Consider the following 16,483-nt stretch of genomic DNA (forward strand, 5'->3'; position numbering starts at 1 on the left):
AATGAACTTCAGAATTTTATCTGTAATTCTTTGTCTGGCAGGCTACTCGTACGCTTCCTGGCTCTGTCCGGTTTACAGAACGGACATCAGCGGCCAGGTCGAAGGCGAATCGTCTGATAACCTTGCAGTGCTAAAATCGTGGTATGTAACAATTCAACCGGTATTGATTGAAAATACTACTATGCTCGACTATGCCACATGGGATTATACAGTCTGCGAAAACCTTGTTCTAGTTCCACCTGTTTCAGAGTGCAGCATTCTCATATGTCTTGATCTGGGAGTAGTTCCGGAATTGACAAGGGAATTGGAATTCTTCTGGGTCAACGGAGTTCTGATGGAACCCCGAAGCATGCTCGGGGGTTACCCCAACGATATGAACATTCTTGATGAAATAACTGAATCAAACTACCTATCAGCCGATTCCGAATTGCACATGCACAGGTATGAGAGAGAAAACGGAGCGATAACCAGACACGAATTACGCTCTGTCGAGGAATACAGGTCACGCTTCGAATCGGAGGAAGACTTCCGGAGTGCTGTACCGGAAACCCGCCGATTCTATGCGGATGTGTGGGAAATTCCATGTAACGGCGAAGAAGAGATCGTGGTTCAGGTGATATATATTGTTCGCGGGTGGACACATATCACAGGGTTCGAGCCATTGCGGTTCTCGCTGTGCCAGCCGCTTCTATGGAACGGTCCGTTAAACGAGGGACGTATAGTTTTTGAGCGTCCCTGGATGGATACTCCCGAAATGTGGTACGTTGAATTCGACGGAAATGAATTACTTGCAGAAGATACCCACTGCTACGAGGTGGAGATCAGTAATCTTAATATTCCAAAAGAGGAGCCCATTCCCTTCCTTCTGGTCGAACCTGATCCGGTGGTCATGTCGGAGTGATATATATGATTACGCGCTGCTACCAGCCTCGGGCGCTGGTTTCAGCCAGGAGCTGCACCCAGGCGTACTTGTCAGTGTCGTTGTAATTTCTCAATCCGAGCGTGGCAAGATATTCGAGGAAGGCCGGGTCCGATGATCCGTAGTATTCCTCGTATTCAGCAAGAACCTCGGGAGAAACATCATGGAGCCAGTCGATAAGGATGAGACCTATAGAAGCCCTGTTTGAATCCCATGCAGCAAAGAGGTGGTGGTAGAATTCCGCCTGCTTCGTCTGGCTGCTTCCGCAGTACTCCGATCCGGATTGGTAACCAACCTCATTGAACCAGATTTCTCTGCCGGAGAAAAGAGCCTCAATCTGGTTGAAATGCGATTCCACAATCTCCGGGTCGAGCACGATGCAGGATGGAGTCTGCGGATAATAATTGAGCATCACCACATCGCTGTACCGGTTGAGTTCCTGCGCTCTGGCATAGTCATCGCCGAAGACACCGTTCATGACCGTCACCTTCACGCCAACCGCGACATCCGGATAATTGACGTTGATATGCTCGGACGCAGCCTGAAAAAAGGAGATGTACGATAACCAGTCCGACTCATCGAGGTACAGATCCACTTCATTACCCACGCTGATGCATATAAGATCCACATTCGGGGGAATATTCAGCATAACCCAGTCGACCAGGTTATTGAAGGCCTCAATCATCTCCGGGGAATCCCAGTCGTAGCCTTCCAGGTAATCGGGACAGGTTGCCGTAACAGTATTTATTACGGCAAGACCGAGCATCAGGCTTATACCGTTGTCGCCATAGAACGAGGTCGCTCCGAATACTCCGCCCCAGGGATCCTGGTAGACGCCTTCCGATACTTCGATACAGTTCCATGGAATGTTGAGCTCAATAATCTGTACTCCTGCCTCCCGGGCAACAGCGAACGAACTCTCGAATCCATTGATGCTTTCAGATATCGTTATTCCGAAGAGCCTGTCGCCACGAGGCTGTGGAGATACCGGGATCAGAACTTCGTATTCCGCGCCAGGCGTGGTTGGGGAATCATCACAGCAAACCAATACGAACACAGGCAGTATTGCAGCGAGCAGGATAGCGCGTCTATTCATTTCAATGAACATTGGGCAACCTTTCCTTCCGGTCTAACCTGATCCGGGATCCTCATCTCATTATCATCGGATAAATTCAACCGAAAGGTAACTGGTTCTTTCAGCATCGGCAATACTGCCTGGAAGAACGCCCCGATGTCGCTGCTTTTTTTCCTACTGCCCTGAACAAAATCCCGCGAATGGAAATGCATCTTGACAATGTTAAGATTCGTTATATTCTTACGGTATCAGGATGGAGTTCATTTACAGAACGAGGTATAGTATCAAGTACAAATTTTCTCTGTTTGCCCTCCTGCTTCTTTTTGCATCAACTGCTCTATGCAACTGGATGTTTCTGCCTGTTGTCGGATACAACTCCTTCGCGAGTTTTGTATACGGCGTCAGGATTCAACTGAAGGAAGAAATCGGGCTGGACAACGGCACTCTCCAGATGGTTCATTCTACAGAATCCATGGAACGAATGGCTCTTTCCTTTTCTGCGCGGGCATTTGGCGGCAGCTTCTCAGTTCGCATGGAACAGTCGAAATTGCCTACTGTTCCCTTCTTCGGTTATGGAAACGCTGGTGATTGCGACAGTACAGCTGAATTCACCGGGGAGTCTCAAAGACTCCAGCTTTTGTACAATCGTCAAATAGCTGCTCCACTTACACTGGGTATCGGTATCGAAACAAGGCATTCCACTACATACGACCGCGGGGAAAGTGCACTGTGGTCGACTCTTCCCGGGGAGCATTACAGTTCTATCTGGACAACCGGCCCGGCCGCACGTGCGCGTCTGGAACCAGCTTTATTCTCTACATTGACAGGGTACGCTGAATTCGAGGCTGGCTGGCAGAACGGAAACGATATCGCCTATTCGACATTTACAGGGCAGTCAGCGCTTTTCTACCCGGTTCCCGTGATCAATACAACGTTCGCATGCAGGGCAATGCTAAAAAGGCATATCGGCACTGAAACCACTCCTTTCAGGTGGCTTTCTTTTATAGGCGGGGCCGATGATCTTCGAGGATACAAAAAATCCCGATTTGCCGGTGAGTGGCTCCTGCTGAGTAATATCGAACTCCGCCGGAACATCTTCAGTTTCGGCTCCGACAGCAGTTCCTTCCTTCAGGGTATCGGGATTGCCGTATTTGGAGACGCAGGCCAGGTCTCTGATTCCTTTGACTCGCTGAGATGGGATCGCTTTCATCTGTCTGGCGGTGGCGGTATCAGAATACATCTGTCAGGTGACAGAACGATAAGGTTCGATATAGCCAAATCCCCCGAGGGTATGGGTGGAAGCATGTCCTTCGGAGAGATGTTCTAACCCATAAATCGAAGTCCGGTAATGTACTATCTTATGTCCGCTCCTCACTGGTGAATCAGCAGGAATATAGCGGCGAGTGTACTGAGACCGGCCGTTATGTGTGAAACGATCGGTATCGCCAGCCCACGGTACTTAAGAGCGAGCATCCTCCAGAACCAGGCTGTCATAGTCAGAGCCAGAAAAGAGATAAGCACCCAGGACAACCGAAGGAAGAGCAGGAGAACAAGCACGTGGTATGCGGCAAAAGCGCAGTCAGTCAGAGCCGGCCACCTGCTGCTTGAAAGCAGATACTTTCGCCAGAATACTTCTTCCAATACCGGATGAGCGGTAACGTACCAGACAGCGAATATCAACAATGATAACCCGGACAGGCCCAGACGGGAAAGCGATTCAGCAAGAATTCCGGGTTGAAGAGAGATAAGCGGCCACATAAGAATGAAAAGGAGTCCATTTCCTGCAAGAAGAACTGACAGTCCGATACCTGCGAAACTGTTCCAGCCCGAGAAAACACCACGCCAGATATCCCTTTTTCCGCTGAGAATGAGCAGAATACCTGAATGGTAAAGCAGTATTGCGCACCAGGCAGAATGAAGGAGATAAATGCCTGCTGCAATACTGCAGAAAGGCAGAAGGGTGGCGAGAAACCTGAATCCGGCTAATTTTTCAACTCTCATATCATTCAGATGTTACTCTGCAATCATTTCCGAAGTTATCCGCCGGATTTCTGAGACGCTGTTCGTACGGGTATCCACATAAACCCGAAAACCGAATGTCGGGAAAATCAGTGATAGTATATTTCTTTTCAACGAAGTTTTCATAATCAGTCCTTCTTTCATCAGGTTCCGGAGAATCGTACAGGCTGTTCAGGCCTGCCCATAGAAGCCTGAACATGAATTGAATCTACATGTCAGCAGGATTTGTTCAAATGCCCTGGAACAAACAAGCTCTTGTTCTATATTGATATTTGTATGGCTTAATACATTTTGGAGGTATCATGAAACATTATATGAACAGAAAGAGAAGGGACAAATACCTTCCCTCAGCGCTCGGAATCGTTATTGCGGTCGGGTTCCTGCCTGAATACGATGCTTCCGCACAGGTTGATAATGATAATGAGAACAGCCGAAATAACTCGATAACTCCTGTCAATTCAGGTTCGCAGTCGCTATTAACCAGAACTTCAATACTGTGGAGCAATCCGCAATGGCAGGCTTTTAAGACGCTCTGGCGCAAGCTCGACAATGTAACTTCGATCGACACGGATTCTGTTCCACATCTTATACATTCAGAGGATGTCAGTCAATTCAGAAACGAACTGGACGTTGCTTTCAGGGAGTTGAGAGGGGTTTCCGAAGAAATAGGCATCGATTCCGTGGAGCTTGCTCTTCTTGAAAACCTGACTCTCAACAGATTCGATTATTCGTACTATGGATCAACTTTGACACTAACCAGGATGGCACTGCCCCCTGTCTCGGAACAGACCGATGATCTGCTCCCTCAGATCGAAGCGAGAATCGATACCGTCATCAAGTTGCGTGAATCGGGTCTTATTGCCAGTGAAGAAATGTTTACAGCGTTCGGGAACATGACATCGTGTATCGATGCCTACTGTGTTCTTGAAGTACTAGGCAGATCGTTGATATACCCGTCCTCTGCCTGGCTTACCCGCTGGCCGGAGGATGTAGCTGAGATTCAGATGGCTTTCGACAGCATACGGACTGCTTCGCTAATCCGCATAGAACAGGATGGGGAAGCCTACGAAGGGCAGTATCAGGAAACATCTGATGCATTCAAATTAATAGAAAACGCTCTTCATCGAACCATTCCAAGGCTACCTGCGCTTAACGATCTCCTTCTCGATCTGGAACTGTTCTAATCCCTCTTTATCAACGGCCTCGGCGGGTCATTCAGAAGGTCAAGGGCTTCGTGAGCGGAGTATTCCTTTCTCCATAACCTGACGCAGGTCTGCGTCGAATCGGTCCTGGGAACCGGTTCGTCCTTTACATATGGATCGTAGAATTTTTCCTTTAGAACATCCCGCCACCCTTCGGCGCTGTTCACTTCGTATTTCTTCCTTTTCTCGGCAGGCACTTTCGGCCAGAAGATTTCGTTCCAGAACAGAAGGTATCTGGGATCGGCAAAAACACCATCCCAGGTGATGCCCATGAATTCCGGCATGAATTTGTGGCTGTTTCTGAGTTTCGCCACGTTATCATCCGTTGGTCCGAATGCCTCTATTGCCTGAGCGCAGGCTGGCAGAAGACCGATTACCTCAATGAAGAGGGCATCCCATTCGTGCTCTACATTGGAAAGCTCCGCCATGAGCGTTCCCTGGAATTCAAGCTCAGCAATTGATTTTACCTCTGCATAAGTCTTCATTGCGAGTTGCTGCTGGTGGTTTACAGTCGGTGAGTGAATCTCTTCAGCCTGCGCGAGGGTCTCCTTTGCGGTCTCGATAAGCGGCTCCCTGCTCATCTCTAATAGAACACCGTCCTCAACCATCAGAGTATTGAAGTGAAGAGCATTCTCAGCCTGTTCTTCAAGTTCGAATATCCTGGTGTAATACCTGCCCTGCTTCTCCCTCGCGGCTGGATCCATGGAATCGTAGGCCATGTGATAACCGGCGGCAGCGATACTTGCGGGAGGAATTTCTCCGTCAGGTGTTGAATCTCCACCGGTACTTTCTGAAGCCTGCTCTTCCGGGAGCAATGCGGGTTCTGAAGCAAGCTCTCCTATAAGGGCGGCAACCTCGCCAAACTCCGGATCCATGCTGATGGCCATCATGTCAGAGCCATCTTCAGCTTTTGCGTAAAGGGATTCAACGAGCTCACTCGTCCTCATCAGTTTTGCGTTTTCAGGGCCAAGGCTGGATGTGTAGTTGCTCACGGAGAAGCGAAAACCATCCAGTATCTGTTTAACCGTCGAGTCCATCGCGCACCTCCCTGAATTTTCTTTCAAGCGATGCCATCTGTTCATCGGTGAAAATGATGCGGTCCCTGTACGGTTTATACGTCATGATCTTTTCCCATGAGACATCCGGATCAGCTTCGTTCATCAGTTTCCAGTACGTCTGAAAATTAATCAATGACCGCTCTTCATCATTTGAGCCCGCCCCATCGGTGTTCAGATGGAAAAGAGCGCTGATAATCGAGTTCATCGAATTTATGGCCTTGTTCTCGTTGAATGACAGTTCGGTATTCTGCTCAAAATCCTCAAGTTTTTGACAGAGTTCGCTGTGGGTCTCCGATGATTCTATTATTTCAAGACGGAGTCTGTCCTCTTCAGCCTTTCTCTCCTGATCGAGCTCTTCGTATATGAAAGCCCTGTTATCGTACCTGTCGCAGCTTTCGGCTTTCGCAGTTGAAACCATGTTCCCGGTCTGCTGAATCTTCTTCTTGAATTCGGAAGGTGAACCCGTTTCCTCCAGCATTTTCAGGTAATACTCACAATCTGTGATCCTGGCCCTGTTAAGCGCAGGTTTTGTCCTGAACCGCGAAAGCTGGGATGTGAAGTACCGTTTCTGGATTTCAAAGGCATTTTCCATACAATCCTCCGTTCATTGTTCCATGATCAGTGAGAATTCATTGTCAGTGAAACCGGCACAGCTGAGAGAGGCAGGCTTCCTCAGACACTGACCGAATAGACTCCGGTTCTCACAGCTTCTCGACAGTCCTACAATCTGTATCATCGGACACAGTCACTGCGAAGCTGCTTTCCCAGTAAGATACTAATCAATTAGTAAATCTACAGAATATGACCTGGCAGTGCTACGGCCTTGCTGGAACTCAGAATAGCGGAAAAGCACCTGACCATAGGATGAACTGCAGGGCGCTTCACAGTCCGACTGGAGGTGACTGGAAATCCAGTTTTCTATTATCTTTCATGCTAACGTTTTTTATCTGATACATATACTGAAGGAGATAATATTGTGAGAGTTATGCTAGTATCTCCCTTTCTTCAACCAACCGGAATCGGGCTGAGAACCCTTAGTTCTTATGTCAAATCCAGAGGGCATGATACTAAATGCGTGTTTCTCTCGGATTTTGATAGTTATCTTGAGACAGGTGTCGATTTTTACAATGACTATCCCGAGAAGGTAGCGGACCAGCTGGCTGAACTATGCGACGATTGTGATCTGGTCGGTTTTACCCTCATGACGAATTATTTTTACAAGGTAAAACGACTCACAGCTCTTCTAAAAGAAAGAATATCACTCCCGGTGATATGGGGAGGTATTCATCCGACAATCTGTCCCGATGAATGTCTGGAAGAGGCGGATTATGTATGTGTAGGCGAGGGAGAGGAAGCTCTGGTTGAGCTCCTTGAAAGCATTGGAGAGGATAACGGATCAGATCGTGATATCCCGAATATATGGTTGAAAAGGGATGGGAAAATCATTCGCAATCGTCTTCGTCCCCCGATAGAGGATCTGGATACGATCCCGCCGCCTGATTATTCTCTTGAGGATAAGTATGTGCTTATTGGTAAAGATATCGTTCTTTTCAATGAAACAATGCTGAAGGGTTTGTTCGCCATCACCGCAAGTTACGGCGAAAACGATAAGATCGCCTACGAAATCATGTCCACCAGGGGCTGCCCTCATCACTGTTCTTTCTGCATAAACGGATACCTCCTTGATCTGTACTCCGAAAACAGATTCTTCAGGAAAAGAAGTATCAAGCATCTCGTTAATGAACTGAAGGAAATAATGGAACGCTTTCCCTGGATCAATTCAATTATCTTCACGGATGACTGTTTCGCAGCGAGAACTCTGGATGAACTGGAACATTTCAGCCGCGAATACCGTGATAAAATCAACGTACCGTTTTTCTGCCTGCTTTCCTCCGCATATATGGATAAGAAAAGAGTTAAACCACTTCTCGATGCGGGATTGGTCAGTGTCGAGATAGGTATACAGTCAGCATCAACCAGGATGAACCAGATATATGAACGAGATTTCTTCAAATGGGAACAGCTGCTCGAAAGAGCCCGTGAACTCAATAGATTCTCTGAAGGTAAATTTCTGACTATCTACGATATAATTCTTGATAATCCATACGATGATATTGATTCTCTTCTCGAAACACTTCATCTCGCGATGAAGCTTCCCGCCCCCAAAATGCTTAACCTTTTTTCACTGACCCTTTTCCCGGGGACGAAGTTGCTTAAAACGGCATTGGAAGATGGGCTTGTGAGTAATGCGCATGTAGACTATCGGAAGCAGGACAACCAGAAAAACAAGAGATATATTAATCTGCTTTTCTCTCTCGTAAACAGGGGTCTACCCAATCGGATTATAAAGATTCTAGCCTGGAAACCACTTGTGCGGCTGATGGAAACATGGTTATTCAGAACCTTCTTCTTTCTTCTGTCTCCTTTGTACGATAGACTTCTTGTTCCCCTGTTCAGAAAGAAGTATGTGAAAAGGTACAATTTCGTTCTTGATCAACTCAAGAAGGGGCAATATTCAGGGGCTTAACCCGCATCCATCAAACTCTTCTGCAGAATGATTCTACATTCTTTCAGCGTACTGAAACAGCCCTCCCGCGAGATAGATATCCCGGGCTACTTCACTCATGGGGTTGCCCTGATATGTGTTACCTCCCGCGATGAGGATACCGGCTTCAAGGTTCAATTCAGCTATCTCGAAATCGCTGAAAAGGTCATCGGGCAGGCGCGGCAGTTCGATGATTGGAAAACCGCTGTTAATAGCATTCCTTTTGTAGATGGCGCCGAATGACCTGGCAATCACCGCCTGTACACCCAGGGCTTTAAAGCAGTCAACCGCATGCTGGCGTGAACTGCCGGAACCGAAATTGTCACCTGCAAGGATTAGATCATCCTGCTGAGCTTCATCCGCAAAATTCTTGTAACCTTCAAGATTACCGAATGCGAACTGCCCCATCTCATCTATATCGGTTACAGCAAGATGTGCATTGTGATATATCATGTCCGTATCTATATCGCTGAAGAGTTTCCCGTTTTCACGGAGTACCCAGAGTCTTCCTTTCAAGATGAATTCGCGGGACATCACCGCACCTCCTTCAGTTCGTGTACAGAAGCAATTCTGCCAAGCACAGCGGAAGCCACAGCTGTTCCTATTCCGGCGAGATAGGTATTGCCTTTACCCTGCTTGCCCTTGAAATTCCTGTTCGATGTGCTTATCTGTACTTCTCCCTCTCCGGTCATTCCAATCTGACCCGAGGCGCATCCGCCGCAGCCGGCGTTGCTGACGATGGCGCCGGCATCGAACATATCCTTCAGAAGACCTTCCTCAAGAAGTTTTGCCCAGGTTGCCCTCGTTGCGGGTACGACTTTCAACATGACGCCGGGGGCCACTTTCCTGCCCCGCAGCAGTTCCGCCGCATACTTCAGGTCCTGGTAGGTACCGTTAGTACAGCTTCCCACGAAGACTCCGTCTACCTTTACATCGGTCTTTTCCAATACGGTATACACATTCGTCGGGCTGGGCGGGGCAGCAATCAGAGGTTCCAGCCCCTTTATATCAAGTGAATAATCCTCCAGATAAACAGTATCCGAATCCGCATAAACAGCTTCACCGCGGCCCATACCGAAGAAATCCAGAACCTTTTTATTCGGTGGTATCAGAGCTATTATAGCTCCCATTTCCGTGGCGAGACTCGAGAGTGTTACGCAGTCCTCCAGTGACGCGTTCTCAACCCACTGTCCGTATATCTCAACAGATTTGCCAAGCAGTTCATGATTGCTGAACCTTCTGAGCATGGCCAGAGCAACATCCTTGGCCTCTGTTCCTTCAGCAGGCATTCCCTCAAGTGTAACTTTTATGGATTCGGGAATTTCAAACCAGACTTTCCCGGTTTTAAAAGCATAGGCGATGTCCACATCACCCATTCCCTGCCCGAAAGCCCCCACAGAACCCATAATGTTGAGGTGGCTGTCTGTTCCGACCGTAGTCGTTCCTGGTTTCGCGTATTTCTCTTCGATAACAACATGGGAACCTATACCGGCATCGACATCGTAAACCTTAAGGTCGTTCTTTCCGGCATAGTTTCTGATCCGCTGCTGATTGTTGGCATAGGGAATGGTATTCGCCGGAACGTTGCAGTCGAAAGTGAAAAATGTCTTCGATTTGTCAGCTATGGGAGAATCCCCTCCGTACTTTTCAAGGTTCCCCACAACGTTCGCTCCTGCGAAATCCCTTGCCGTCCTGTTGTCGATATCGATCCAGACCACATCTCCGGGGTGGCAATCTCCTCCGCCATGGGATGACATGATTTTCTCGATTAGAGTTCTGCCCATTTCTGCCTCCTTGTGAAATCTTCGGAATACCATTTACCCCTGGGGTCTCTACCAAGGGTCACGCATTTCAGAAAGGTCTCCGGAAGATTTTCGTATTCGTATTTCTTCTTATACAAAGCCATGTCAAAGGGAATTCTCTGCCAGCTGACAGAAGCGGTAGTGTTCTCTTCATTAATATCCAGAATGGCCATTGTTGATTCTTCCGGAAGAGTTCCTCCCCCAATACTTCCTGGATTTATAATCATACGTGTATTTCTGGGCTGAAGGTACATATCGTGGGTATGACCAAGCAGCAGAATATCGCACGAATTCCGTTTTAGTATAAAATCGTATACTTCCTTTGAATCTCGTCCCCCGATACTTCCACAGATATTCCCGGGCAAACCGTGAACACATAGTATTCGCCGGCTTCCAACCATGTACCGGATATCGGATGGAAGTCTCTTAAGGTATTTCCTTTGCTCGGAGCTGATCTGGTCTTCCGTCCATTGAAGCAGCTCGGAAGCCAGAAGTTCCCACTGAACATTTACAAATGAATCACCAGTACTGTCTCTCCCTTTTGCCACCGCTCTGTCACAGTTGCCTTGAACGGTATCAATCTCATTACGCTGCATGAAATCGATAACTTCCGACGGGTACGGACCGAACTGGACAAGATCCCCCAGGCAGACAATCTGGTCTACACCTTCTCCAATAAGCGTTTTGTAACATGCTTCCAGTCCTGGAAGATTCCCATGAATGTCCGATATTATTCCTATTTTCAACTGCGGAACTCCCTCTCGTATAGAAGAGTATCACCGGTAAACTCTGTATGTTGGACAGGATTACCACCGGCCAGTTCTAGAAGAGCTTCCGAATCGCTTCTGTTTATCGCTTCCCTCACCTCTGGTCCTCCCGAAAGAATGTCTATAGGCATTTTCCTGTATTCGTATTCGTATGGCGGATCATTCCACCTTGTCCGGGAATATCTGAAAACTTCGAGCAGAATGCCCAGTCCGGTTCGGAGAGGTCTGAATGCGGATTTGTCAAGTACATGAATCTCGGCACCATAACACATTTCTCCGGAATTTTTGTTGAAGGTGGGAATAAACGTGTGTGAACGTAGAACCGCTCCTTCCGTCCATACGGTTCCATTAAGCCTTTCGCAAAGCTCCATTCCTTTAATCCAGGGGGCACCGAAAACTGTGAATGGCCTTGTGGTTCCTCTCCCCTCTGAAAGGTTGGTGGCTTCCAGCAGACACATTCCTGGATAGACTGATGCTGCTTCGGGGGTAGGCATGTTGGGGGACGGATAAACCCATGGGTAATCGGCCGGGATGCCTTCTCCGTCCCATTCGCCCATTTTAATAACCGAAGGTTCGGGAAGGCCGTCAAGCCGGGCGAAAAGAAGGGCCATCTCCCCAATCGTCAGACCATGCCTGACCGGTATGGGATACAGCCCTACAAAGGATTCGTAGCCTTTTTTCAGAGGCTTTCCTTCGATTATTGAATTGCCGAGCGGATTCGGCCTGTCAAGCACAACAACGGGCACGCGAGCTTCCCGGCAGACCCTCAAACAGTATGCCATCGTGTAAATGTAAGTGAAATATCTCGCGCCTACATCCTGGAGATCTACCACCAGGCAATCAAGTCCTTCAAGGATTGACGGATCAGGACTGCGTGTCTCACCGTAAAGGCTGAATACGGGTATCCCGTAATGGGGATGCGTATATCCTTCCCACTCTATCATGTTGTCCTGGGTCTCGCCATGAAAGCCATGCTGGGGTCCGAACAGCATTTGAAGTTCAATATCCGGAATGGCCGCAATAACATCCAGTGAAGACCTGTATCTGGAATTCACCGCCGCATAATGGGAAAGAAGCCCGATCCTTCCTCCTGGAAGCATTTTGCGAGTAAGCCTGTCAAGACCTGTCTTAAGATCCGACCCCGTCAGAATTCCAACCTGTCTCCGCGCCGGAGTATTACGATTCTGTCGCTGAATCTTCGCGCGACGTCTTTTTCGATCTCGTGTCTTTCCCATGGTTTCAGATGGAAAGCATAAACAGGGATATCAGGTTTGTTCAGCTTTTCCAGTTCCTTTTCAAGAAGAGACGGGGTAAGATGATTGCTTGCTATGGCAACATCCGTCTTCTGATCAGGAAATGATATCTCAGCAATGACCATCTTCAGATCGTTTATCTCTGAAGCTCTTTTCCAGATGGAATCGGTTGGTCCGGTATCGCCGGTATGCAGAATAGTACCGGTATCGGACCTGAAAAGAAAACCCCTGGCACCCGATCCATGACAGACAGGCTCAGCCCATGCGGATATTCCTCCTGGCAGCTCGAACCATTTCCTGTCCTCTATGTTCTCGTAAACCAATGCGGGACCGCTTGAGGTTTTTATATGGCTGAAATCCGGCCAGATAAGATCGTTCATATAATGCTTTTTAACAATATCAAGGCATGCTTTACTGCCCATTACCCTCAAAGGCTCATCCCGGATGGTAACCGTGGCATCTATCATAAAGCCCAGTTCAAGTACGTGATCCAGATGAGCATGGGTAAGAAGAACCATCTCTACTTCCTGCTGCTGTAATCCCGAAAGCATGGATGCCGAACCTGCATCGAGAAGAACCGATTCTCCAAGGAGCATCGAACAGAGATTACACCCTAACTGTTTTGATCCGTCAACACCTATGACATCAATGTACACTTTCCGATCCTCTCTTTACAATAACTCTCGGCATAAAAGGACTTATACGAGTTACTATTTCGTAGTTTATCGTTCCCACCCATTCAGCCATCATTTCCGCTGTAATGATCTCATTTCCATCTTTCCCAAGCAGAACGGCGGTATCTTCAAGGGATACTTCGGGAATATCCGTAAGGTCAACCATAACAAGATTCATGCATACACGCCCAAGAATGGGTGCCCTTTTTCCTCTTACCAGTACATGTGCGGAATTGCCACACTTTCTGTCGTAACCGTCGGCATAACCAACCGGCAGAACACCGAGCCTTGTTTTTCTGCTTGTTCTGTATGTGCATCCGTAACCAATATAGCTTCCTTCTGGAAAATCTTTTATCTGGGCTATTCGGGTTTTCCAGGATAGAACCGGTCTGAGTTCCGGAACAGGGATGCCGTTTGTCTGTGCTGACAGGAACGTTTCCCTGGAAGGCCAGAATCCGTAAAGACCGATCCCGGTTCTGAGCATATTGAAATGCGTTTCAGGAAAGAGTATGGTCGCCGCGGTACATGCTGTATGAATAATCGGAGGAAATATTCCCGATTTCCTGACCGTTTCAACCACTTCTTTGAAGATACCAAGCTGTTTTTCAGCGAACTCATGGTTCAGAGTATCCTCAATATTGGCGAAGTGAGTCGACAACCCCTCTATTTCGAGACCCGGAGTTCCGGAGGCCTTTCGGATGAATTCTGGAACGTCTTCCGGAAGAATTCCCTGTCTTCCTGTTCCTGTTTCGATCTTAACATGCAGCCTGCAGGTTGTATCGTTTCGCGGTATCTTCCCCAGCTTTTCAAGCGTCTCTATATTGTAAACTGTTAATCTCAGATCAGCGTCGACGGCTTCATGGAGCCTTTCCATAAGAACATGGCCAAGCAGCAGAACTGGTCTTTTGATGCCGTAATGTCTTAGTTCAAGACCTTCATCAAGCGAATTGACAGCGAACCAGTCAGCAGAGGGAAGCAGAGAGGTAATCTCCCGTACACCGTGTCCGTAGGCGTTGGATTTCACAACGGAGCAGAAGAGAATCCTGTCATTGTCTGAACAGGATTTCAGCTGCCTGAGATTCCAATCGGGAGCAGACTCGTCGATTTCTATCCATTTAAGATATCCCATGCCATAATTTATAAACAGCGTATATTTTCTATGCAAGGATGAACATTTTGAATTGTCCCGGGAAAGGAGCAGAATCATGTCGAAAGTTTTCTTTCTTCCGATCGATAAGGCACTAATGGATGGAGAATTCGCGAAGCTGCTGAATAAAGCCGCAGATATGAAGGGAATTCGACCGACGGATACGGTCGCTGTAAAAATACATCCCGGTGAAGAGGGAAATACTTCGTACGTAAGCCCGGATAATGTGAACAGAGTCATCGATGCTCTCGATCCGGGAACGAACAGGATATTTCTTACCGATACAACCGTCCTGTACCCGGGAAGAAGAATGTCCGCTCCCGATTACCTTCGTTTGACCAATGAACACGGATTCGGATTACCGTATACAGCACCGTTTATAATAGCCGATGGCCTTCGCGGTGAAGATGAGACGGTAGTGAAAACGCCGGAAGATTTTCATACCGATGAAGCGTATATAGCCTCCATTATCTCAAGTTCAGACGCTCTGGTTGTAATCAGTCATTTCAAGGGACATCTGCTTACAGGCTTCGGGGGAGCTCTGAAAAACCTCGGCATGGGATGTGCCTCCAGAGCCGGGAAACTCTATCAGCATTCTTCAGTAAATCCGCTGATAAAAACTGATAAATGTAATGCCTGCGGCATCTGCGCCGCATACTGCCGGGAAAAAGCCATCAGTATCGGCACATATGCGAAAATAAACCCTGATATCTGTACAGGCTGCGGTGAATGTCTGGGCCGATGCCCGGAGGGGGCCATAAGGGTAAGCTGGAACCAGAACATGAACGTTTTCGTAAGGAGAATGGTGGAGTACGCCTGGGCTGCAGTAAAGGTTTCAAGGCCTCTTGTATACGTTAATTTCCTTACATCGATTGTACCCGATTGCGACTGTATGCATGATTCCGATCCGCCATTTGTTGATGATATCGGCATACTGGCCTCAACCGATCCCGTCGCGATTGACATGGCATCGCTTGACCTGGTAACCGCTGCCCCGGCCTCGGAGAATTCCCCGGTCAGGGCGGGAGCGGGAGAGGATAAATTCACTGCCTGCCGCCCGGACATCTGTGGAATCCTGCAGCTCTCTATCGCTGAATCCATCGGATTGGGCTCCATGGAATACAACCTTGTAAAAATAGTTGATGCTTAATACTCCTCGGCGAAAAGCTGCTTCATACATGTCTCTGGGCGCGCTTTTCCTTTCCACAGTTCCAGTTTTTGTGAAACTTATTCCACCGGAAGCAGGAATACCAACAACGCAGAAGCTTTTCATGCGGGGAGCAGTGGCAACCCTTGCTCTGGCGGTCGTACTTCTTAAAAAGGGCATTTCTTTCAAACCGGGCAGCCCGCTTCTGCTCGGAGCAAGATCCCTCTTCGGAATTGCGGGAATGCTTGCCTATTTCCTTGCGGTGGAAGGTATGCCCCTTGCTGAAGCCGTAACGATCAACAAGCTCAGTCCTTTTTTCGTTCTTATTCTTTCCTGGATTTTCCTGGGTGAAAAATTGAAGAAAACTCAGATACTGGCCATAATTCTGGGATTTACGGGGGTGATAGTAATCCTCAGACCAGCTTCCATTCCATTGACTCTTCCAGCCGGACTCGCCGTAATTTCAGCACTGTTCGCGGGAAGCGCCTATACGACCCTGAGAGCCCTTAGAAAAACGGACAGACCCCTGCTCGTAGTTTTCTGGTTTTCGGCAGCTGTAACTGTATTCTTTCTCCCTTCAGTCATCGTTGGGGGAGTCATGCCCGGTTTAAAACCGCTTGTTTTCCTTTTCTGCATAGGTATATCGGGAACAGCCGGTCAGCTGTTCATGACGAAGGCTTACCGCTGCGCCCCGGGTGGAGAAGTTGCCATATACGGCTATCTCAGTGTTGTGTTCTCGATGCTGTGGCAGATACTCTTCTTCGATTCTATGCCAGTCGCAGCAGTATTTATCGGAGCGGGACTGATTCTTCTCGGCGGATGGATGAACTACAGAAACAACGGTAACTGAGACATTTTCCAGTATTAAATCTGGA

The 16,483-nt window shown here is 48.1% G+C and carries 17 protein-coding genes; 6 read left to right on the top strand and 11 right to left on the bottom strand.

The window, feature by feature from the left end; translation table 11 throughout:
• The first annotated feature begins 1 nt into the window (after position 1).
• The gene (locus K8S15_05720) at positions 2-901 is read left to right on the top strand and encodes a hypothetical protein (GenBank protein MCD4775534.1); all 900 of its coding nucleotides are present in this window, start codon (positions 2-4) and stop codon (positions 899-901) included.
• 19 nt (positions 902-920) lie between these two features.
• Here K8S15_05720 and K8S15_05725 read toward each other — a convergent pair whose 3' ends face one another.
• Complete coding sequence (locus K8S15_05725; protein ID MCD4775535.1) at positions 921-2,027, bottom strand: hypothetical protein; 1,107 nt, start codon at positions 2,025-2,027, stop codon at positions 921-923.
• Between the two features lie 220 nt (positions 2,028-2,247).
• Between K8S15_05725 and K8S15_05730 the strand changes: the two genes are divergently transcribed.
• Positions 2,248-3,321 (top strand): hypothetical protein, encoded by a 1,074-nt coding sequence (locus tag K8S15_05730; protein MCD4775536.1) that lies wholly within the window; start codon positions 2,248-2,250, stop codon positions 3,319-3,321.
• A gap of 44 nt (positions 3,322-3,365) precedes the next feature.
• Here K8S15_05730 and K8S15_05735 read toward each other — a convergent pair whose 3' ends face one another.
• Together K8S15_05735 and K8S15_05740 are read right to left on the bottom strand one after the other, a co-directional pair.
• The gene (locus K8S15_05735) at positions 3,366-3,995 is read right to left on the bottom strand and encodes a hypothetical protein (protein MCD4775537.1); all 630 of its coding nucleotides are present in this window, start codon (positions 3,993-3,995) and stop codon (positions 3,366-3,368) included.
• A 1-nt stretch (position 3,996) separates the two neighbouring features.
• On the bottom strand, positions 3,997-4,212 hold the full coding sequence (locus K8S15_05740) for a hypothetical protein (protein ID MCD4775538.1): 216 nt from the start codon (positions 4,210-4,212) through the stop codon (positions 3,997-3,999).
• 103 nt (positions 4,213-4,315) lie between these two features.
• On the opposite strand from K8S15_05740, the gene K8S15_05745 reads away from it, so the two are divergent.
• The gene (locus tag K8S15_05745; GenBank protein ID MCD4775539.1) at positions 4,316-5,197 is read left to right on the top strand and encodes a hypothetical protein; all 882 of its coding nucleotides are present in this window, start codon (positions 4,316-4,318) and stop codon (positions 5,195-5,197) included.
• Here K8S15_05745 and K8S15_05750 read toward each other — a convergent pair.
• Positions 5,194-6,252 carry a hypothetical protein gene (locus tag K8S15_05750; GenBank protein MCD4775540.1) on the bottom strand — a complete coding sequence of 353 codons (1,059 nt, stop codon included), beginning with the start codon at positions 6,250-6,252 and terminating at the stop codon, positions 5,194-5,196. The two genes, K8S15_05745 and K8S15_05750, sit on opposite strands and share 4 nt — an antisense overlap.
• Positions 6,236-6,865 carry a hypothetical protein gene (locus K8S15_05755; GenBank protein ID MCD4775541.1) on the bottom strand — a complete coding sequence of 210 codons (630 nt, stop codon included), beginning with the start codon at positions 6,863-6,865 and terminating at the stop codon, positions 6,236-6,238. Before K8S15_05755 ends, K8S15_05750 begins: the two co-directional genes overlap by 17 nt.
• A gap of 384 nt (positions 6,866-7,249) precedes the next feature.
• Between K8S15_05755 and K8S15_05760 the strand changes: the two genes are divergently transcribed.
• Positions 7,250-8,800, top strand: coding sequence for a cobalamin-dependent protein (locus tag K8S15_05760; GenBank protein ID MCD4775542.1), 1,551 nt, complete (start codon positions 7,250-7,252; stop codon positions 8,798-8,800).
• A 33-nt stretch (positions 8,801-8,833) separates the two neighbouring features.
• Here the strand turns inward: K8S15_05760 and K8S15_05765 are convergent, their stop codons facing one another.
• The 6 genes from K8S15_05765 to alr are packed head-to-tail and all read right to left on the bottom strand — an operon-like array spanning position 8,834 to position 14,443.
• Positions 8,834-9,352, bottom strand: a complete 519-nt coding sequence (locus K8S15_05765; protein MCD4775543.1) for a 3-isopropylmalate dehydratase — start codon at positions 9,350-9,352, stop codon at positions 8,834-8,836.
• Positions 9,352-10,602 carry a 3-isopropylmalate dehydratase large subunit gene (locus tag K8S15_05770; GenBank protein MCD4775544.1) on the bottom strand — a complete coding sequence of 417 codons (1,251 nt, stop codon included), beginning with the start codon at positions 10,600-10,602 and terminating at the stop codon, positions 9,352-9,354. The genes K8S15_05765 and K8S15_05770 overlap by 1 nt, the downstream gene beginning before the upstream one ends.
• Complete coding sequence (locus K8S15_05775; protein ID MCD4775545.1) at positions 10,587-11,366, bottom strand: metallophosphatase family protein; 780 nt, start codon at positions 11,364-11,366, stop codon at positions 10,587-10,589. The genes K8S15_05770 and K8S15_05775 overlap by 16 nt, the downstream gene beginning before the upstream one ends.
• Positions 11,363-12,622, bottom strand: a complete 1,260-nt coding sequence (locus tag K8S15_05780; protein MCD4775546.1) for a DUF1343 domain-containing protein — start codon at positions 12,620-12,622, stop codon at positions 11,363-11,365. Before K8S15_05780 ends, K8S15_05775 begins: the two co-directional genes overlap by 4 nt.
• Complete coding sequence (locus K8S15_05785; GenBank protein MCD4775547.1) at positions 12,532-13,296, bottom strand: 3',5'-cyclic-nucleotide phosphodiesterase; 765 nt, start codon at positions 13,294-13,296, stop codon at positions 12,532-12,534. Before K8S15_05785 ends, K8S15_05780 begins: the two co-directional genes overlap by 91 nt.
• Entirely contained in the window at positions 13,286-14,443 is a 1,158-nt protein-coding gene (alr, locus tag K8S15_05790; protein MCD4775548.1) for an alanine racemase, read from the bottom strand. Before alr ends, K8S15_05785 begins: the two co-directional genes overlap by 11 nt.
• Positions 14,444-14,519: 76 nt before the next feature.
• Here alr and K8S15_05795 point away from each other — a divergent pair, with 76 nt between their 5' ends.
• Positions 14,520-15,611: a DUF362 domain-containing protein gene (locus K8S15_05795; GenBank protein ID MCD4775549.1), complete on the top strand. Its 1,092-nt coding sequence runs from the start codon at positions 14,520-14,522 to the stop codon at positions 15,609-15,611.
• Entirely contained in the window at positions 15,604-16,458 is an 855-nt protein-coding gene (locus K8S15_05800; protein ID MCD4775550.1) for a DMT family transporter, read from the top strand. The genes K8S15_05795 and K8S15_05800 overlap by 8 nt, the downstream gene beginning before the upstream one ends.
• The last annotated feature ends 25 nt before the right edge of the window (positions 16,459-16,483 follow it).

Source organism: Candidatus Aegiribacteria sp. (genome assembly GCA_021108005.1).
Lineage (GTDB): Bacteria > Fermentibacterota > Fermentibacteria > Fermentibacterales > JCC-6 > Aegiribacteria.